Raw genomic sequence first — 18,464 nt, forward strand, 5'->3', positions numbered from 1 at the left:
CGGTCGCTGCACCACCTGTCACGAAGGTCCTCCGAGGCGCGACGGCCGGCTGAGCGGTGCGAGCCGACCGCATCTTCGCGTACGGAGCCGCCGCCGGTCTGATCGGCGACCTGCTGTTCGGTGATCCCCGGCGTGGCCACCCCGTCGCCGCCTTCGGGCGTGCGGCGGCGGGCGCCGAGCGCCGCCTGTGGCGTGACCACCGCGGCTGGGGCGCGCTGCACACGCTCGTCTGCGCCGGGGGTGCCGCGGGCGCCGCCGCGCTGGCCGCGCGTGCCGTCCGCAACCGTCCCGCCGCCGCCGTGGCGCTGACCGCCGCCGCCACCTGGTCCGTCGTCGGAGGCACCTCGCTGGGCCGTGAGGCCCGCGCCATCGGCGGGGCGCTGGCCGCCGGCGACGTCGAGCTGGCCCGGGAGCGGCTGCCGCATCTGTGCGGCCGCGACCCGCAGTCGCTGGACGGGCAGCAGATCGCCCGCGCCGTGGTGGAGTCCGTCGCCGAGAACACCTCCGACGCCGTCGTGGGGGCCCTGGTGTGGGGCGCGCTCGGCGGAGTGCCGGGGCTGGTCGCCTTCCGGGCCGTCAACACGCTCGACGCCATGGTCGGGCACAAGTCGCCCCGGTACCGGCGCTACGGCTGGGCCTCCGCCCGGCTCGACGACGTCGCCGGCTGGCCCGGCGCCCGGCTCACCGCCCTGCTCGCCGTGGCCGCCGGAGGGCGCCCACGCGAGGCGGTCGGCGCCTGGCGGGCGGACGCGGGCCGGCATCCCAGCCCCAACGCGGGCCCGGTCGAGGCCTCGTTCGCGGGGGCGCTCGGCGTACGGCTCGGCGGCACCCTCGCGTACGGCGGACGGGTCGAGCACCGGCCGGTGCTCAACGGCGGAGCCGGGAGGGACGTGCGGGTCACGGACATCGAACGCGCGGTGCGGCTGTCGCGCCGGGTGAGTGTGCTGGCCCTCGTCGTGTGCGCGGCGGGGCGGTCGGCCATGGGACGGAGAGTCGGATGAGCGGCGGACTGCTGGTCGCGGGGACCACTTCGGACGCGGGCAAGAGCGTCGTCACGGCGGGGATCTGCCGGTGGCTGGTGCGCCGGGGGGTGAAGGTCGCGCCGTTCAAGGCGCAGAACATGTCGCTGAACTCGTTCGTCACCCGGGAGGGGGCGGAGATCGGCCGCGCCCAGGCGATGCAGGCGCAGGCCGCCCGGGTGGAGCCGTCGGCGCTGATGAACCCGGTGCTGCTCAAGCCCGGCGGCGACCGGTCGAGCCAGGTCGTCCTGATGGGCAGGCCGGTCGGCGAGATGAGCGCCCGCGGCTATCACGGCGGCCGCCAGGAGGCACTGCTGGGGACGGTCGTGGACTGTCTGGAACAGCTGCGGGGCGCGTACGACGCCGTGATCTGCGAGGGTGCGGGCAGTCCGGCCGAGATCAATCTGCGGCGCACGGACATCGTGAACATGGGCATCGCCCGGGCCGCGCGCTTTCCCGTGCTGGTGGTCGGCGACATCGACCGGGGCGGCGTGTTCGCCTCGTTCTTCGGCACGACGGCGCTGCTGGGCCCCGAGGACCAGTCGCTGGTCGCGGGGTATCTCGTCAACAAGTTCCGCGGTGACGTGTCACTGCTGGAGCCCGGTCTCGACATGCTGCTCGGGCTCACGGGGCGGCCGACGTACGGGGTGCTGCCCTACGCCCACGGTCTGGGCATCGACGAGGAGGACGGTCTGCGCGTGTCGATGCGCGGCACCGTTCGGGAGTCGGTCGTGGCGCCGCCGCACGGCGAGGACGTGCTGCGGGTCGCGGTCTGCGCGGTGCCGCTGATGTCGAACTTCACCGATGTGGACGCGCTGGCGGCCGAGCCGGGTGTGGTGGTGCGGTTCGTGGACCGGGCGGAGGAGCTCGTCGACGCGGACCTCGTGATCGTGCCCGGGACGCGGGGCACCGTGAAGGCACTGGCGTGGCTGCGCGAGCGGGGGCTGGCCGAGGCGCTGCTGCGGCGGGCCGCGGAGGGCCGCCCGGTGCTGGGGATCTGCGGGGGGTTCCAGGTCCTGGGCGAGCGCGTCGAGGACGACGTGGAGTCGCGGGCCGGACTCGTCGAGGGGCTCGGACTGCTGCCCGTAAGCGTCCGGTTCGGCCGGGAGAAGGTCCTGGGACGGCCCGTCGGGTCGGCGCTCGGGGAGCCGGTGGAGGGTTACGAGATCCATCACGGGGTCGCCGAGGTGAGCGGCGGCGAGCCGTTCCTCGACGGGTGCCGGGTGGGCTCGGTCTGGGGGACGCACTGGCACGGGTCGCTGGAGAGCGACGCGTTCCGCCGGGCGTTCCTGGGCGAGGTCGCGCGGGCCGCGGGCCGGCGGTTCACCGCGGCGCCGGACACCAGCTTCGGGGCCTTGCGGGAGGAACAGCTGGACCGGCTGGGAGATCTGATCGAGGAACACGCGGACACGGACGCGCTGTGGCGACTGATCGAGACCGGCGCGCCGAAGGGGCTGCCGTTCATCCCGCCGGGCGCGCCGCCCGCGCCCGGACATGACGTTGTGGTTGCGACAGAGGAGGCCCTGTGAGTACGCCGTATCCCTTCACCGCCATCGTCGGACAGGACGACCTGCGGCTGGGTCTCCTGCTCAACGCGGTCAGTCCCGCCGTCGGCGGGGTCCTGGTCCGCGGCGAGAAGGGCACCGCCAAGTCCACCGCCGTACGCGCGCTCGCCGCGCTGATGCCCGAGGTCGAGGTCGTGGCGGGGTGCCGCTTCTCGTGCGACCCGGGAGCGCCCGATCCGGCGTGTCCCGACGGTCCCCATGAGACGGGTACGGGCGTGTCGCGTCCGGCGCGGACCGTGGAGCTCCCGGTCGGCGCGTCGGAGGACCGGCTGGTCGGCGCCCTCGACATCGAACGGGCCCTCTCGGAGGGGGTGAAGGCCTTCGAGCCGGGGCTCCTCGCCGACGCCCATCGCGGGATCCTCTACGTCGACGAGGTCAATCTCCTCCATGACCATCTGGTGGACCTGCTGCTCGACGCGGCGGCCATGGGCGCCTCGTACGTGGAGCGGGAGGGTGTCTCCGTGCGGCACGCGGCGCGCTTCCTGCTGGTCGGGACGATGAACCCGGAGGAGGGCGAGCTCCGGCCGCAACTGCTGGACCGCTTCGGGCTGACCGTCGAGGTGGCGGCCTCGCGCGATACGGACCTGCGCGTCGAGGTCGTACGGCGCAGGCTCGCCTACGACGACGACCCGGCCGGGTTCGCCGCGCGGTGGGCCGGCGAGGAGGCCGCGTTGCGCGAGCGGATCGTCGCCGCGCGCGCCCTGCTTCCCCAGGTGGTGCTCGGCGACGGCGTGTTGCGGCAGATCGCGGCGACGTGCGCGGCGTTCGAGGTCGACGGGATGCGTGCCGACATCGTCATGGCCCGCACCGCGACGGCGCTGGCGGCGTGGGCGGGACGCGACGAGGTCGTCGCGGACGACGTCCGGCAGGCCGCGCTCCTGGCACTCCCCCACCGGCGCCGGCGCAATCCGTTCGACGCGCCCGGACTGGACGAGGACAAGCTGGACGAGGCCCTCCAGGACGCCGCGGACGGCGACGACGACCCGGACCCCGACGGGCCCGGCGGCGGGGTGCCCCCGCAGGGTGGCGGCCCCGACGACGGCGGTACGGACCCGGACGGGCCGGGCGAAGGCACGCCCGGCCCGGAGCAGGCCGGGAGCGGCGACGCGCCCGCGCCGGGTGCTGGTGCCGGGGATCAGCAGCCCGTGCGGGCCGGCGAGCCGTTCCGTACGAAGATGCTCAGCGTGCCCGGGCTCGGCGAGGGCGCGGCGGGCCGGCGGTCCCGGGCGCGTACCGAGCACGGCCGGACCACCGGTTCGCGGCGGCCCGAGGGCGCGCTGACGAAGCTGCACCTGGCGGCGACCGTGCAGGCGGCGGCTCCGCACCAGCGGGCGCGCGGGCGTTCCGGGCGGGGTCTCGTCGTGCGGCGGGACGATCTGCGGCAGGCGACGCGGGAGGGGCGCGAGGGCAATCTCGTGCTGTTCGTTGTGGACGCCTCCGGGTCGATGGCGGCCCGGCAGCGGATGGCCGCCGTGAAGGGGGCGGTGATGTCGCTGCTGCTGGACGCCTATCAGCGCCGGGACAAGGTCGGCCTGGTCACCTTCCGGGGCAAGGAAGCCGAGGTGGCGCTGCCGCCCACGTCGTCGGTCGACGCGGCGGCCGCGCGGCTGGAGACGCTGCCCACGGGTGGGCGCACCCCGCTGGCCGCCGGGCTGCTCAAGGCGCACGACGTGCTGCGGGTGGAGCGGCTGCGTGATCCGTCGCGCCGGCCGCTGCTCGTGGTCGTGACGGACGGCCGGGCGACCGGGGGCGTCGACCCGGTGGCGCTGGCGGCGCGGGCCGGGCGGCTGCACGCCTCCGAGGGAACCGCGTCGGTCGTCGTGGACTGCGAGTCGGGGATCGTACGCCTCGGGCTCGCCGCACAGCTCGCACGGGATCTGGGAGGCAGCGCGGTCACGCTCGACGAGCTGCGCGCCGACTCGATCGCCGGGCTGGTCAAGGACATCACCGCTACGGGAAGGGCCGCTTGATGCCACAGGGACAGCCGGTATCGGTACCGGACGACGGACTCACGACACGTCAGCGGCGCAACCGCCCGCTGCTGTTCGTCCACACGGGCATCGGCAAGGGCAAGTCGACGGCGGCCTTCGGGCTGGCGCTGCGCGCCTGGAACCAGGGCTGGCCGATCGGGGTGTTCCAGTTCGTGAAGTCGGCGAAGTGGAAGGTCGGCGAGGAGAACGCGCTGAAGGTGCTGGGCGCGAGCGGCGAGGGCGGCAGCGTCGACTGGCACAAGATGGGCGAGGGATGGTCGTGGGTCCAGCGCGGCATCCACGGTGACAACTCCGACAACGAGGAGAAGGCCCGCGAGGGCTGGGAGCAGGTCAAGCGTGACCTGGCCGCCGAGACGTACAAGCTGTACGTGCTCGACGAGTTCGCCTATCCGATGCACTGGGGCTGGATCGACACCGACGAGGTCGTAGAGGTGATGCGGAACCGTCCGGGCACCCAGCACGTGGTGATCACGGGCCGGAACGCCCCGCAGAAGCTGATCGAGGCCGCCGACCTGGTGACCGACATGTCGAAGGTCAAGCACCCGATGGACGCCGGTCAGAAGGGCCAGAGAGGCATCGAGTGGTGAGTGTTCCCCGACTGGTCATCGCCGCACCGGCGTCCGGCAGCGGCAAGACCACCGTCGCCACGGGCCTGATGGCGGCCTTCGCGGGGCTCGGGCTGGCGGTGTCCCCGCACAAGGTGGGGCCGGACTACATCGACCCGGGGTACCACGCGCTGGCCACCGGCCGCCCGGGGCGCAATCTTGACGCGTACATGTGCGGGCCCGGTCTGATCGCCCCGCTGTTCACGCACGGCGCGGCCGGCTGCGACCTGGCCGTCGTCGAAGGGGTGATGGGGCTGTACGACGGGGCCTCGGGTCAGGGTGAACTCGCCTCCACCGCCCAGGTGTCCAAGCTGCTGCGGGCTCCCGTCGTGCTGGTCGTCGACGCCTCCTCGCAGTCACGGTCGGTCGCGGCCCTCGTGCACGGTTTCGCCTCCTGGGACCCGGAGGTGCGGATCGGCGGGGTCATCCTGAACAAGGTGGCCTCGGACCGCCATGAGGCGCTGCTCCGGGAGGCGCTCGACGAGTCCGGGCTGCCGGTGCTCGGGGTGCTCCGGCGGGCGTCGCAGGTGGCGACCCCGTCACGCCATCTGGGCCTGGTCCCGGTGGCCGAGCGGCAGGCCGACGCCCTCGACGCCGTCCGGGCGATGGGTGAACGCGTACGTGCGGGCTGCGATCTGGACGCGCTGACGGCGCTGGCGCGCTCGGCGCCCGCCCTGCCCGACGAGGCGTGGGAGCCGCAGGCCCACCCCCGGGAGGGGGCCCGGCCGGTGGTGGCCGTGGCGGGCGGCGCGGCGTTCACCTTCGCCTACGCGGAGCACGCCGAGCTGCTGACGGCGGCGGGCGCGGAGGTGGCCGTCTTCGACCCGCTGCACGACGAGAAGCTGCCCACGGGCACGGCGGGTCTGGTCATCGGCGGCGGCTTCCCCGAGGTGTACGGGCCGGAGCTGTCCGCGAACGAGCCGTTGCGCCGGGCGGTCACGGAGCTGGCGCTCTCCGGTGCTCCCGTGGCGGCGGAGTGCGCGGGGCTGCTCTATCTGGCGCGTGAGCTGGACGGGCGGCCGATGTGCGGGGTGCTGGACGCCTCGGCCCGGATGTCCGAGCGGCTGACGCTCGGCTACCGGCAGGCGGTGGCGGTGTCCGACAGTGTGCTGGCCGTGGCCGGGACCCGGCTGCGCGGGCACGAGTTCCACCGGACGGTGCTGGAGCCCGGGGCGGGCGCGACGCCCGCCTGGGGCCTGCATCAGCCGGAGCGCCGGGTGGAGGGCTTCGTCCAGCAGGGCGTGCACGCGAGTTATCTGCACACGCACTGGGCGGCGGAGCCCGGGGTGGCCCGGCGTTTCGTGGAGCGGTGCCGGGGGTGACGCCGCTCCGCCCGCGCGGGCCGGGGCCGGGGGCGGTGTCACTCCGCGACGCCGACCACCAGCCAGATGAAGCCCACTCCCGCGACCGTGCAGAGCAGCGTGGAGCGGGCCGGGTGGTCGTGGTGCGCCTCGGGGAGGATCTCGGCGGCGGCGAGGTAGAGGAGCGCCCCGCCGAAGAATCCGAGATAACAGCCGAGCAGTTCCTCCGGAAGGGTGAACAGCAGCGTGGTCGCGGCGCCCACGATCGGGGCAAGCGCGTCCGCGTACAGCATCAGGAGCGCCTTGCGGCGGGCGTTCCCGTAGAGGCTGGTGATCGTGTACGTGTTGAATCCGTCGGCGAAGTCGTGGGTGATGACGGCGAGCGCGACGGCTGCTCCCATCCCGCCGCCGATCTGGAACGCGGCGCCGAGCGCGATGCCGTCCATCAGGCTGTGGCCCACCATCGCGGCCGCCGCCGTCAGCCCGACCTGCGGCACTCTTTCCTCGCCCGCCCCGTGTGCCGCCTGGCGTACGGCCAGCGAGCGCTCGACGAGATGGGCCGTCAGGAAGCCGCCCACGAACAGCAGCAGGGCGGCGGGGACGCCGAACACGACACCGCCCGCGGCCTCCACGGCCTCGGGCAGCAGGTCGAGACCGACGACGCCCAGCATCAGTCCGCCGGCGAAGCCGAGCACGAGGTGGCGGCGGTCGCTGACGCGCTGCGCGACCCAGCCGCCCGCCAGGGTCATCAGGAACGCGCCGAGCGCGACGAATACCGCCATGGGCCCTTGCTAGCGGATTGACCCCGCTTCCCGCACCTCAGGCCGCCCTTACCCGTGTCTCCCAGCCCTGCCCCCGGAAGGACCTTCTGTCATGACCCGAGCCGTGCTCGTCGTCGGCGTCGGCGCGCGTCGCGGCGTCCGGGCCGAGGAGGTGCTCGGGCTGATCCACAGGACGCTCCGGGAGGCCGGGCTCGCGGCCGGCGACGTGACCGAGCTGGCCACCCTCGACAGCAGGGCGGGCGATCCGGGGATCACCGGCGCGGCGGCGCGCCTGGGGGTGCCCGTGCGGTCGTACACGGCCGGAGCGCTGGCGGAGGTGTCCGTGCCCAATCCGTCGGCGGCACCAGGCAAGGCTGTGGCCACCGGGTCGGTCGCGGAGGCAGCGGCGCTCGTGGACGCCTGCGAACTGCTGGTTCCCAAGCGGAAGTCGGCGTCGGCGACCTGCGCTGTGGCGCGCCGGAGCGCGCCGGCCTGTGCCTCGGCATCGACGAATGGCTCCGGGCCGTTCACCATTGCTGCCATGCTGCCCCCCACTGAGCACATCGAGAGCGCCGGGCCCGACCTGCGGCACCACGGCGACGCGGAAGTACGCGGCCTGGATCTGACCGACCTCGCCGTCAACGTACGGACCGGCACTCCCCCGGACTGGCTGCGGCAGCGGATAGCCGCGTCGCTGGTGTCGCTGGCCGCCTATCCGGACGGGCGGCCGGCGCGGGCCGCGGTCGCTGGGCGGCACGGGCTGCCCGAGGAGAGGGTCCTGCTCACGGCGGGCGCGGCCGAGGCGTTCGTGCTGATCGCCCGGGCGCTGCCCGCCCGGCGGCCGGTCGTCGTGCATCCGCAGTTCACGGAACCCGAGGCGGCCCTGCGCGCGGCGGGGCACGAGGTCGGGCGGGTGCTGCTGCGCCCGGAGGACGGCTTCCGGCTGGATCCGGCGGTGGTGCCGGAGGACGCGGACCTGGTGGTCGTCGGCAACCCGACCAACCCGACCTCCGTGCTGCATCCCGCGGGGGTGCTGGAGCGGCTGGCGCGCCCCGGGCGGACCCTGGTGGTCGACGAGGCGTTCATGGACGCCGTACCGGGTGAGCGTGAGGCCCTGTGCGGGCGTACCGACGTCCCGGGGCTGGTGGTGCTGCGGAGCCTGACGAAGACCTGGGGGCTGGCGGGGTTGCGGATCGGCTATGTGCTGGCCGAACCGGCGACGATCGCCCTGCTGCAGGAGGCCCAGCCGCTGTGGCCGGTGTCCTCCCCCGCGCTGGCGGCGGCCGAGGCCTGCATGGAGCCGCGGGCCCTGGTCGAGGCGGCGGACGCGGCGGACCGCGTCGCGGTGGACCGGGCGCATCTGCTGGCCGGGCTCGCGGAGTTCAGCGAGGTGCGGGTGGTGGAGCCGGCCGCCGGGCCGTTCGTGCTGCTGCGGCTGGAGCGAGCGGGCGAGGTACGGGATCTGCTGCGCTCACGCGGATTCGCGGCGCGGCGCGGGGACACGTTTCCCGGGCTGGGCGGTGAGTATCTGCGGCTCGCCGTACGTGACCGTGTGACGACCAACAGGTTCCTGCAGGCGCTCGATCTGGCGTTGCAGGGGCTGCCCCGGAGAACCGTCGGCTGACGGCTCTCCGGGTGGGAGCGGCGCTCCGCCGTGCGGGCACCGCTCCCACCGGAAGGTGATCAGCCCCGGGCGCGCCTACGGGCGAGGACCGTGGCGCCCGCCCCGACCGCCAGCAGGACGGCGGCTCCTCCCGCGATGTACGGGGTCGAGGCGCTGGATCCGGTCTCGGCCAGGTCGCCGGAGCCCGTGGCGGCCTCGACCGGTTCGGAGCCTGTCTGGGGCTTCACGTCGACGGGCTCTTCCTTGCCACCGGTGCCGCCGCTGCCGTCCGTGTCGCCGGAGCCGCTGTCGCCGCCGGTCGATCCGCCGTTGCCGGAGGAACCCCCGCTCTCCGAGCCGCCGTTCCCGGAACCGCCGTTGTCGGAGCCTCCGTTGCCCGAACCGGCGCCCTCGGGTGTCTCGCACGTCGCCTCGGCCAGCGTGATCTCGCCCTCCACCTCGGCGACGTTCAGCTGCGCCGGGTTCACGGAGACCCGCAGCCGAAGCGCCGTCGCGGCCGCCGTCCGCTCGGTCGTCACGGTCTTCGACAGGTCGAGCGTCACATCACCGACGCCGGGCACCTCGACCTTCGTCGTGCCTGCCGACGTGAGCGTGGTCTTCTTGCCGAGCACCGTCACATGCCCCAGCACGTTCGACTCCGCGACGGGCTTGTGGCCCACCTCGCACACGGCCTTGGACGTGACCTTCTGGATCTCGATCAGCGAGAGCGCCCGCAGTCCCGGCACATGCACCCGCGCCGCGGCGAGGTTGCTGGACCCCTCCGCCTTGTGCGCGTCCACCCTGGCGTTCGCCGTGGCGACGTCGGCCTTCAGCATGGAGAAGGGACGGCCCTTGTCGACGCCGTCGAGCTCGACGGTGAGCGCGGTCTTCTCCGCGCTCGCCGGCGCGTGGACCTCGTTGAGCGAGGTCTTGAGAGGCACCTGGACCGACTTGTTGAGGAGCGAGACGTCGAGTCCGGCGCGGAGCACGACCGCGCTCGCCTTCCCGTGGCCTCCGTCCGGAGTGGCCGGGGCCGTCGCGGTGGCTGCGTGCGCGGGGACGGCGACGAGCAGTGCGACGGGAGCTGCGGCGATCGCCAGGGCAGCCGAACGGAAGGTGTTGCTGTTCAAGATGGTGGAACCCCCACAAGAGACATGGAGCCACCGGAGCCGTCCAATGGGGGACATCGCGGGCACCGGCGGCCTCGACTCCGTGAATCTTTACGCACGGAGAGTGAACTGGCGGATACCTTCCGCCAGTTCACTCCAAAGAGGGGTTTCCGTGTGCACATTCGAATCCAACGGCACAGGAGTTCCTCGGAATCACCCGTTCCACGCGTCCTGGACCTGCGTCACAGCTGTCACGGGCAACGCACCGAGGGAGTTCAACGAGAGCCGGGGCCCTGGGTCACCGCCGGTCAACACGGCACCCTCCGGGGGCCGGCGGGCGGTCAGCCCATCACCCGTCCGTTGAGCACGACCGCGCGCGGGGACGCGAGCACCCGTACGTCCGCCCTCGGGTCCTCGTCGTACATCACCAGGTCCGCCGGAGCCCCCTCCTCCAGCACCGGCCGGCCGAGCCACCGCCGTGCCCCCCAGGCCGTGGCGGAGAGGGCGTCGAGGGGCGGGATGCCGGCCTTCACCAGTTCGGCCACCTCGTCCGCGATCAGGCCGTGGGCGAGCGACCCGCCCGCGTCCGTGCCGGTGAAGACCGGGATTCCCGCGTCGTACGCCGCGCGCACGGTGTCGTACCGGTCGGCGTGCAGCCGCCGCATGTGGGCGGACCAGCGGGGGAATCTGGCCTCTCCCCCTGCCGCGAGGTCGGGGAAGGTGGCGATGTTGACCAGGGTCGGGACGATCGCCACACCACGCTCCGCGAAGAGCGGAATGGTGTCCTCCGTCAGACCTGTCGCGTGCTCGACGCAGTCGATCCCGGCCTCCACCAGGTCCCGCAGCGCGTCCTCGGCGAAGCAGTGCGCGGTGACCCGTGCGCCGAGCCGGTGCGCCTCGGCGATCGCGGCCTCGACCTCGCCGCGCGGCCAGCAGGCGGTCAGGTCCCCGGCGTCCCGGTCGATCCAGTCGCCCACGAGCTTCACCCAGCCGTCGCCGCGGCGCGCCTCCTGGGCGACGTAGGCGACGAGGTCGCCGGGCTCGATCTCATGGGCGAAGTTGCGGATGTAACGACGCGTCCTGGCGATGTGCCGACCCGCCCTGATGATCTTCGGCAGATCCTCACGGTCGTCCACCCACCGGGTGTCGGAAGGCGATCCGGCGTCGCGGATGAGCAGCGTGCCGGCCTCCCGGTCGGTGAGGGCCTGCTTCTCGCTGGTCACCGCGTCCACGGGCCCCTGGTGCCCGAGCCCCACATGGCAGTGCGCGTCGACGAGGCCGGGCAGCACCCATCCGGTGAGCGTCACGGCGTCGTCGGCGCCCGGCGGCCGCTCGTAGGTGATGCGCCCGTCGACCGCCCAGAGCCCGTCCCTCACCTCGTCGGGTCCGACGAGCACCTGCCCCTTGATCCGCAGCACCCGCGCCACCTCGTGATCACTCATGCAGAGCACTGTACGAGGCCGTCCGGCCAGGGAGCAGGGCGGTCAGTAACCTCGTCCCAGGCGCTGAGAGCGCACCGGACGACCCGAAGAGAGCAGCACCGTGACACACCCGTTCCTCGACCTGGCCCCGCTCACCCCCGCACGTTTCGCAGCGATCGAGCGGCGGGTGGCAGGCCTCCTCCACACCGAGCAGGACGTCGTCATCATGCAGGGCGAGGCGCTGCTGCCCCTGGAAGGCTGCATCCGGGGCGGCGCCCGGCCCGGCTCGACCGCGCTGAACATCGTCACGGGTCCGTACGGCCGGACCTTCGGCGACTGGCTGCGCGACTGCGGCGCCGAGGTAGTCGATCTGCCGGTGCCGTTCCACACGGCGGTCACGGCCGAGCAGGTCGAGCGCGCGCTGGCCGAGCATCCCGCCATCGACTTCGTGTCGCTCGTGCACGCCGAGGCGGCGACCGGCAACACCAACCCGGTCGCGGAGATCGGTGAGGTCGTGCGGGCACACCGCGCGCTGTTCATGGTGGACGCCGTCGCGTCGGTGGGCGCGGAGCCTCTGCTGGTGGACGACTGGGGCGTGGACCTGTGCGTCATCGGCGCGCAGAAGGCCATGGGCGGCCCGGCCGGGGTGTCCGCGGTGTCGGTGAGCGCGCGGGCGTGGGAGCGGATGACCGCCAACCCGCAGGCCCCGCGGCAGTCGTACCTCTCGCTGCTGGACTGGAAGGCCCGCTGGATCGACGGGGGCCGCAAGGCGCTGCCGCACGCGCCCGCCCAGCTGGAGATGCTGGCGCTCGACGCGTGCCTGGAGCGGATCGAGGCGGACGGCCCGGACACGGTCATGGCGCGGCACGCCTCGGCCGCCGCGGCGACCCGGGCAGGTGCCACGGCGCTCGGCGGCGGGCTGGAGCCGTACGTCCACGACGCCCGTGACGCGGCTCCGGTCGCCACGACACTGCGTGTGCCGGCGGATCTCGACGCCGCGGCGCTGGTCGGCCGGGCCCTCGCGGCGGACTCCTCGCTGCCGCTGATCGCCGGCGGCGGGTCCCTGTCCAAGGAGATGATCCGGGTCAATCACTACGGTGTGCACGCGACGCGGGACGCGGTGCTGTCCTCGCTGGCCGCCCTGGGCGCCGCGCTCGAAGAGGCGGGCCGGAAGACCGATATCGATGCTTCCCGCCGGGCTGTCACGGAAACCTGGCAGAACAAGTGAATTAATTGAAGCCCGCAACTTCGGCAATTCAACCGACGCGAAAGGGGAGCTGCTTTATCGGAAGCAGCTCCCCGCATTCTTCTTCCCCCGTTTCCTGAGGCTAAACGCCACAGTTTTCACCCGATCGGCCTACGCAATGCGAACGGATCTCAGGAGAGTTACAACGTTGTGACCGACTCCACATCGCGTCCGTTATGGCCGATAAATTCCGGACAACACTAGCGAAATCGCCCCTGGGTCAAGCCTGGCCCGCGCCCGCGTGATAGCACAACGGGCTCGCTGACCCAACCCCCTGGGGCGATGCAATTTTGATTTTTGCTGGGTAAATTCAATTCGCATGACCGCCGCACCAGCAGATTTTGCAAGTGCCCGAAGCGAATTCCTCAGAATCGACACCCCGCGAGTGGAGGACGGAGCCGCGATCTGGCGCATCGCCCGCGACTCCGAGGTACTGGACCTCAACTCCTCGTACAGCTACCTGCTGTGGTGCCGTGACTTCGCGGCGACCTCCGTGGTCGCCCGCGACGAGAACGGCGACCCGATCGCCTTCGTGACCGGATACATCCGCCCCGACCGCCCCGAGACGCTCGTCGTCTGGCAGGTGGCCGTCGACCAGGCCCACCGCGGCAAGGGACTGGCGGCCACACTGCTGGACGCACTGACCTCCCGTGTCGCCTCCGACCAGGGCCTGGCCTCGGTAGAGACCACGGTCACCCCGGACAACACCGCCTCCGACCGGCTGTTCACCTCCTTCGCGCAGCGGCACGACGTGCCGCTGGAGCGCGAGGTGCTCTTCGAAGGGGAGCTGTTCCCCGACGGGACGCATCTCCCGGAGGTCCTCTACCGCATCGGTCCGTTCTAGGGCCTCTCAGCGCCCCACCGCGCCCCGCCCGGGCGCGGATTCCCCGGGCATGCCTGACCCGCCGCCCGTCACACCCCCCTCGAGCAGGAGATCCGCTGTGACCATCACCCCGCCCGCCCTGAGTGTCTTCGAGACCCTGGAGTCGGAAGTACGGAGCTACTGCCGCGGTTGGCCCGCAGTCTTCGACCGCGCGCAGGGCGCCCGCCTGACCGACGAGGACGGACACTCGTACCTCGACTTCTTCGCCGGTGCCGGTTCACTGAACTACGGCCACAACAACCCGGTGCTGAAACGCGCGCTGATCGACTACATCGAGCGCGACGGCATCACCCACGGCCTGGACATGGCCACGACGGCCAAACGGGCGTTCCTCGAAACCTTCGAGAACGTGATCCTGCGCCCGCGTGACCTGCCCTACAAGGTGATGTTCCCCGGCCCGACCGGCACCAACGCAGTCGAGGCGGCGCTGAAGCTCGCCCGCAAGGTCAAGGGCCGCGAGTCCGTCGTCTCGTTCACCAACGCCTTCCACGGCATGTCGCTCGGCTCGCTCGCCGTGACCGGCAACGCCTTCAAGCGCGCCGGAGCCGGCATCCCGCTGGTGCACGGCACCCCGATGCCGTTCGACAACTACTTCGACGGCACCGTGCCCGACTTCATCTGGTTCGAGCGGCTCCTGGAGGACCAGGGCTCCGGGCTGAACAAGCCCGCCGCGGTGATCGTGGAGACCGTGCAGGGCGAGGGCGGCATCAATGTCGCCCGGGCCGAGTGGCTCCGCGCCCTCCAGGACCTCTGCCACCGCCAGGACATGCTCCTGATCGTCGACGACATCCAGATGGGCTGCGGCCGGACCGGCGGCTTCTTCTCCTTCGAGGAGGCCGGCATCGTCCCGGACATCGTCACGCTGTCGAAGTCCATCAGCGGCTACGGCATGCCCATGTCGCTCTGTCTCTTCAAGGGCGAGCTGGACATCTGGGAGCCGGGCGAGCACAACGGCACGTTCCGTGGCAACAACCCGGCCTTCGTCACCGCCGCCGCCACGCTCGACGCCTACTGGGCCGACGGTCAGATGGAGAAGCAGACCCTGGCCCGCGGCGAGCAGGTCGAGCAGACCATGCTGGCGATCTGCGGCGAGGAGCCGACCGCGCAGTTCCGTGGCCGCGGCCTGGTCTGGGGCCTGGAGTTCAGCGACCCCGAGCGTGCCTCCGCCGTCTGCGCACGCGCCTTCGAGCTGGGCCTGCTGCTGGAGACCTCCGGCCCGCAGTCCGAGGTCGTGAAGCTGCTGCCGCCGCTGACCATCACCCCCGAAGAGCTGGACGAGGGCCTGCGCACGCTGGCCCGGTCCGTCCGCGAGACCGCCTGAGCGGGGCCCGCACCCCGCGCAGGCACCACAGAGCAGGACAGAAGAGAAAGGCACCACCCCACCGTGATCGTCCGATCTTTCAGTGACATCGAGAACACCGACCGGCACATCAAGTCCGCTTCAGGTACCTGGGAGAGCAAGCGCATCGTGCTCGCCAAGGAGAAGGTGGGCTTCTCGCTCCACGAGACCGTGCTGTACGCGGGCACGGAGACGTCGATGTGGTACGCGAACCACATCGAGGCCGTTCTGTGCACCGAGGGCGAGGCCGAGCTCACCAACGACGAGACCGGCGAGAAGCACTGGATCTCCCCCGGGACGATGTACCTGCTGAACGGGCACGAGCACCACACCCTGCGGCCGAAGACCGACTTCCGCTGCGTCTGCGTCTTCAATCCCCCCGTCACCGGACGGGAGGACCATGACGAGAACGGTGTATACCCGCTGCTGACAGAGGAGGGCTGAACCATGACCACCGATGTACGCGCCGACCTGTACCCCTCGCGCGGCGCCGCCGAGATGACCACTCCCCGCCAGGACCCGGTCATCTGGTCCGCGCCGGGCGCGCCGGGACCGATCGCCGCGAAGGACCTCCAGTCCTTCGAGCACGACGGCTTCCTCGCCATCGACCAGCTCATCTCGCCCGACGAGGTGGCCGGCTACCACGCGGAGCTGGACCGGCTGATCGCCGATCCGCTGGTCCGCGCCGACGAACGCTCGATCATCGAGCCGAAGACGCAGAGCGTGCGGTCCGTCTTCGAGGTCCACAAGCTCAGCGAGGTCTTCGCGAACCTGGTCCGCGACGAGCGTGTGGTGGGCCGGGCCCGCCAGATCCTGGGCTCCGACGTGTACGTCCACCAGTCGAGGATCAACGTCAAGCCGGGCTTCGGCGCGTCGGGCTTCTACTGGCACTCGGACTTCGAGACCTGGCACGCCGAGGACGGTCTGCCGAACATGCGGACCGTGTCGGTCTCGATCGCGCTGACCGAGAACTACGACACCAACGGCGGGCTGATGATCATGCCCGGCTCGCACAAGTCGTTCGTCGGCTGCGCGGGCGAGACGCCGAAGGACAACTACAAGAAGTCCCTGCAGATGCAGGACGCCGGCATCCCGTCCGACGAAGTGCTGACCAAGATGGCCGACCGCCACGGCATCAAGCTCTTCACCGGCAAGGCCGGCTCGGCGACCTGGTTCGACTGCAACGCGATGCACGGGTCGGGCGACAACATCACCCCGTACGCGCGCAGCAACGTCTTCATCGTCTTCAACAGCGTGGAGAACGTGGCGCAGGAGCCCTACGCGGCTCCGATCCGCCGGCCCGAGTTCATCGGGGCGCGTGACTTCACGCCGGTGAAGTAGGGGCGTACGAAGGTCAGGTGGGGCGGGACGCATCGCGCGTCCCGCCCCACCCGCGTCCCGGCACGCCTGGCCGCGCTCGGGGCCCGCCCAACCGCGGACTGTCCCGACTGTGATCAGCATCATCTTCGTGAACCACATGTGCGTGGGAACCTCCCTGCGCCCGAATGCCCTCAAGGAAGACAGATGGACACGGGGCCTTGACTCCGCTTCCACGGGCGACAAAGGGAAGGGACATTCATGAAACTGTCAGTCAGAGGCGCGGCATTAGGAGCAGTCCTCGCCGCCACCGCCGTACTGGCGGCTCCGGGATCCGCATCGGCCGCTGACCCCAAGGACGGGGTCGTGGGCTGCTCGGCAGGTAAGGTCTGCCTCTTCGACGGCCACAGCCTCACCGGGAGCGTCCTGCAGCTCGACGCGGTGGACCACCGCAACATCGGCCCGGCGTGGAACGATCGGGCCGGCTCGCTGTGGAACCGCACCGACAAGCACGTGTGCGTGTGGACCGACGAGAACTTCCGCGGCGAGAACTGGATCATCGAGCCGGGTAAGACACAGGAACTCTTCTTCGCCTACGACAACTCGGTGACCAGCATCGAGGTCCATTACGGCTTCGGCTGCGGGGGCTGAGCCGACCGTTCCCCGATCCCGCCATCCGCTCCCGTTTCACCGGACGATGGCGGGATGGGGCCGGACAGGACCCCGAGGCCGTCACCGTGTCCAAGGCTCGGAGACCCGATGCGCCGCCTCCAGGTGCAGCCTGAGCCTGACCCGTTCGTCCCTCGCCCCGGACGGGGTCGGCCTGCTTGTCGGCCGGCTTCTCCGCGGACACGAGACGGTCGCATTCAGGACACCCGGGCACCGGCTCCGGCGCCGTTGTTAGGCTCCCACTGCCGGTCATGATCGTGATCGTGCACCAGGCGGAGCAGTGGGGGCTCAGTGCGAGCGATATCCAGGACGACGGCGATCACACTGACGTGTCTGCTGGCCGGGGTGGCGCTCGTCGGGTGCGGGGGCGGTGACGACGTGCCCGCGCAGAAGTCGGCCGATGCCATGCTCGACGAGGCCAACACCAGGATGGGCGAGCTGAAATCGCTCACCATCGAGATCTCCAACAAGGTGGGCGCCGACAGGGTGACGTGGCAGATGACGACCGACCTGAAGAGCCGGTGCAAGGTGCGGAACACCTTCTCCCGAAGCGGCACCCTGGAGCAGATCCGGATCGGCGAGACGGATTACGTCCGCCCGGACAAGGCGTACCTGGAGACGTGGAGCGGCACCGATCTCGGTACCGCCCGGCCGGGCAAATGGGCGAAGGTGCCCGTCGCCGAGGCGAAGCCGGGCGGCGGGCTGTCCCAGTGCACCCGTCCGTTCGAGTCGTTCGGCAAGGCGACCAAGGGTGAGTCCACCCGGATCGACGGCCGGGAGGCGCTCGGGGTGAGGGTCACCGATCCGTCGGACGAAGAAGGGGCGTACACCTTCTACGTCGCCACGGAGGGCGAGCCGTACCTGCTGAAGGCCGTGTACAAGGGCGGTGAAGGCGGGAAGCAGCTCACCACCACGTCGTTCAGCGATTTCGACGAGCCGCTGGACATCCGGCCGCCCGCGTCGGCCGAGGTGCTCGACATGAGTGACGTCACCGGCTAGCGCCACCTGTGTCCACGCACCCGCTCACCGGTCAGGCTTGTGGTTCCTGCGGCTTGACCTCGACTTCGCGCAGGCTCTGGTCCGTGCGCTCGGTGCGTGCCTCGGTGCGGTGCCCCCGGGCGATGTAGTCGCGCACGACCGCTTCGACGGCATCCTGAGGTGAGCCGACCCCTGCCAGGACCATCACCTCAACCACCAGCTCGGCGTCGAGGCTGATATTGACCTTGGCCATGGGTGGCCCCCCTTCGTCGGTCCGCGACCGTATCAGCCGTCAGGCCTCCGGTCAGGCGCTCGGCCGGAGCGTCGCTCCGGAGCCACGGGTACGCATCGACACCGCCATGATCAGGGCCACGAACCAGAACAGGCCCGTGACGGCACCGATCAGGCTGACCACGATGACCAGGCCCAGACGCTCCACTCCTCTGCGGTAGGCGATGAACGGCGGCACGCAGAGGGCCAGGAGCGCGATCGGCACCAGGACGAGCAGTTCCATGGGACTGATGGTCGAGATCATCGGGCCACTGTAGATGACTCGAAGCCCGCCGCGTGTCGGTCGTTAAAGCGCCCAACGCCTGTGCTCTGCGGGGCTGTTCACCTCCGACGTCACGTCCGGCCCGCACGACCCCCGGACGTCGG

Annotated in this window: 18 protein-coding genes; 13 read left to right on the forward strand and 5 right to left on the reverse strand. The window is 71.7% G+C overall.

Going from position 1 to position 18,464, the window contains the following annotated elements; all coding sequences use genetic code 11:
• The first annotated feature begins 56 nt into the window (after positions 1-56).
• The 5 genes from ACZ32T_RS00295 to ACZ32T_RS00315 are packed head-to-tail and all read left to right on the forward strand — an operon-like array spanning position 57 to position 6,502.
• On the forward strand, positions 57-1,001 hold the full coding sequence (locus tag ACZ32T_RS00295; protein ID WP_467364617.1) for a cobalamin biosynthesis protein: 945 nt from the start codon (positions 57-59) through the stop codon (positions 999-1,001).
• Complete coding sequence (locus ACZ32T_RS00300) at positions 998-2,548, forward strand: cobyric acid synthase (RefSeq protein WP_467267543.1); 1,551 nt, start codon at positions 998-1,000, stop codon at positions 2,546-2,548. Before ACZ32T_RS00295 ends, ACZ32T_RS00300 begins: the two co-directional genes overlap by 4 nt.
• A complete protein-coding gene (locus ACZ32T_RS00305; RefSeq protein WP_467364619.1) occupies positions 2,545-4,554 on the forward strand; it encodes a putative cobaltochelatase in 2,010 nt (669 codons plus the stop codon). The genes ACZ32T_RS00300 and ACZ32T_RS00305 overlap by 4 nt, the downstream gene beginning before the upstream one ends.
• Positions 4,554-5,162: a cob(I)yrinic acid a,c-diamide adenosyltransferase gene (gene cobO, locus ACZ32T_RS00310; protein ID WP_467364621.1), complete on the forward strand. Its 609-nt coding sequence runs from the start codon at positions 4,554-4,556 to the stop codon at positions 5,160-5,162. The genes ACZ32T_RS00305 and cobO overlap by 1 nt, the downstream gene beginning before the upstream one ends.
• Complete coding sequence (locus tag ACZ32T_RS00315; RefSeq protein WP_467267538.1) at positions 5,156-6,502, forward strand: cobyrinate a,c-diamide synthase; 1,347 nt, start codon at positions 5,156-5,158, stop codon at positions 6,500-6,502. Before cobO ends, ACZ32T_RS00315 begins: the two co-directional genes overlap by 7 nt.
• Positions 6,503-6,540: 38 nt before the next feature.
• On the opposite strand, the gene ACZ32T_RS00320 is transcribed toward ACZ32T_RS00315, so the two are convergent.
• Positions 6,541-7,263 carry a ZIP family metal transporter gene (locus ACZ32T_RS00320; RefSeq protein WP_104790046.1) on the reverse strand — a complete coding sequence of 241 codons (723 nt, stop codon included), beginning with the start codon at positions 7,261-7,263 and terminating at the stop codon, positions 6,541-6,543.
• 91 nt (positions 7,264-7,354) lie between these two features.
• On the opposite strand from ACZ32T_RS00320, the gene cobC reads away from it, so the two are divergent.
• Positions 7,355-8,866, forward strand: coding sequence for an Rv2231c family pyridoxal phosphate-dependent protein CobC (gene cobC, locus ACZ32T_RS00325; protein WP_467364624.1), 1,512 nt, complete (start codon positions 7,355-7,357; stop codon positions 8,864-8,866).
• Between the two features lie 59 nt (positions 8,867-8,925).
• Here the strand turns inward: cobC and ACZ32T_RS00330 are convergent, their stop codons facing one another.
• Positions 8,926-9,975: an SCO1860 family LAETG-anchored protein gene (locus ACZ32T_RS00330; RefSeq protein ID WP_467364626.1), complete on the reverse strand. Its 1,050-nt coding sequence runs from the start codon at positions 9,973-9,975 to the stop codon at positions 8,926-8,928.
• Positions 9,976-10,295: 320 nt separating this feature from the next.
• Positions 10,296-11,396 carry an amidohydrolase family protein gene (locus ACZ32T_RS00335; RefSeq protein WP_467364628.1) on the reverse strand — a complete coding sequence of 367 codons (1,101 nt, stop codon included), beginning with the start codon at positions 11,394-11,396 and terminating at the stop codon, positions 10,296-10,298.
• Between the two features lie 100 nt (positions 11,397-11,496).
• On the opposite strand from ACZ32T_RS00335, the gene ACZ32T_RS00340 reads away from it, so the two are divergent.
• The 7 genes from ACZ32T_RS00340 (at position 11,497) to ACZ32T_RS00370 (ending at position 17,828) form a co-directional block, all read left to right on the forward strand.
• On the forward strand, positions 11,497-12,603 hold the full coding sequence (locus ACZ32T_RS00340; protein ID WP_467267528.1) for a pyridoxal-phosphate-dependent aminotransferase family protein: 1,107 nt from the start codon (positions 11,497-11,499) through the stop codon (positions 12,601-12,603).
• 337 nt (positions 12,604-12,940) lie between these two features.
• Complete coding sequence (ectA, locus tag ACZ32T_RS00345; RefSeq protein ID WP_467267526.1) at positions 12,941-13,465, forward strand: diaminobutyrate acetyltransferase; 525 nt, start codon at positions 12,941-12,943, stop codon at positions 13,463-13,465.
• 97 nt (positions 13,466-13,562) lie between these two features.
• Positions 13,563-14,825: a diaminobutyrate--2-oxoglutarate transaminase gene (ectB, locus tag ACZ32T_RS00350; RefSeq protein WP_467267525.1), complete on the forward strand. Its 1,263-nt coding sequence runs from the start codon at positions 13,563-13,565 to the stop codon at positions 14,823-14,825.
• Positions 14,826-14,888: 63 nt separating this feature from the next.
• The gene (locus ACZ32T_RS00355) at positions 14,889-15,287 is read left to right on the forward strand and encodes an ectoine synthase (protein ID WP_099176037.1); all 399 of its coding nucleotides are present in this window, start codon (positions 14,889-14,891) and stop codon (positions 15,285-15,287) included.
• A 3-nt stretch (positions 15,288-15,290) separates the two neighbouring features.
• Positions 15,291-16,184 (forward strand): ectoine hydroxylase, encoded by an 894-nt coding sequence (gene thpD / locus ACZ32T_RS00360; protein WP_467267523.1) that lies wholly within the window; start codon positions 15,291-15,293, stop codon positions 16,182-16,184.
• 237 nt (positions 16,185-16,421) lie between these two features.
• Positions 16,422-16,811, forward strand: a complete 390-nt coding sequence (locus tag ACZ32T_RS00365) for a peptidase inhibitor family I36 protein (RefSeq protein WP_467267521.1) — start codon at positions 16,422-16,424, stop codon at positions 16,809-16,811.
• 309 nt (positions 16,812-17,120) lie between these two features.
• Positions 17,121-17,828, forward strand: a complete 708-nt coding sequence (locus ACZ32T_RS00370; protein WP_467364630.1) for a hypothetical protein — start codon at positions 17,121-17,123, stop codon at positions 17,826-17,828.
• A gap of 31 nt (positions 17,829-17,859) precedes the next feature.
• Here the strand turns inward: ACZ32T_RS00370 and ACZ32T_RS00375 are convergent, their stop codons facing one another.
• Both ACZ32T_RS00375 and ACZ32T_RS00380 read right to left on the reverse strand, forming a co-directional pair.
• Positions 17,860-18,060, reverse strand: coding sequence for a type II toxin-antitoxin system VapB family antitoxin (locus ACZ32T_RS00375; protein WP_356736612.1), 201 nt, complete (start codon positions 18,058-18,060; stop codon positions 17,860-17,862).
• 51 nt (positions 18,061-18,111) lie between these two features.
• The gene (locus ACZ32T_RS00380; protein ID WP_467364632.1) at positions 18,112-18,342 is read right to left on the reverse strand and encodes a superinfection immunity protein; all 231 of its coding nucleotides are present in this window, start codon (positions 18,340-18,342) and stop codon (positions 18,112-18,114) included.
• Between the last annotated feature and the right edge of the window lie 122 nt (positions 18,343-18,464).

The sequence above is a fragment of the Streptomyces sp. NPDC023573 genome, from assembly GCF_055559735.1.

Bases quoted from the DNA above. Each gene is read 5' to 3' on its own strand.
- ACZ32T_RS00320 (WP_104790046.1), bottom strand. From the start codon at position 7,263: ATGGCGGTATTCGTCGCGCTCGGCGCGTTCCTGATGACCCTGGCGGGC.
- thpD (WP_467267523.1), top strand. From the start codon at position 15,291: ATGACCACCGATGTACGCGCCGACCTGTACCCCTCGCGCGGCGCCGCC.
- cobC (WP_467364624.1), top strand. From the start codon at position 7,355: ATGACCCGAGCCGTGCTCGTCGTCGGCGTCGGCGCGCGTCGCGGCGTC.
- ectA (WP_467267526.1), top strand. From the start codon at position 12,941: ATGACCGCCGCACCAGCAGATTTTGCAAGTGCCCGAAGCGAATTCCTC.
- ACZ32T_RS00300 (WP_467267543.1), top strand. From the start codon at position 998: ATGAGCGGCGGACTGCTGGTCGCGGGGACCACTTCGGACGCGGGCAAG.
- ACZ32T_RS00375 (WP_356736612.1), bottom strand. From the start codon at position 18,060: ATGGCCAAGGTCAATATCAGCCTCGACGCCGAGCTGGTGGTTGAGGTG.
- ACZ32T_RS00335 (WP_467364628.1), bottom strand. From the start codon at position 11,396: ATGAGTGATCACGAGGTGGCGCGGGTGCTGCGGATCAAGGGGCAGGTG.
- ACZ32T_RS00380 (WP_467364632.1), bottom strand. From the start codon at position 18,342: ATGATCTCGACCATCAGTCCCATGGAACTGCTCGTCCTGGTGCCGATC.
- ACZ32T_RS00365 (WP_467267521.1), top strand. From the start codon at position 16,422: ATGAAACTGTCAGTCAGAGGCGCGGCATTAGGAGCAGTCCTCGCCGCC.
- cobO (WP_467364621.1), top strand. From the start codon at position 4,554: ATGCCACAGGGACAGCCGGTATCGGTACCGGACGACGGACTCACGACA.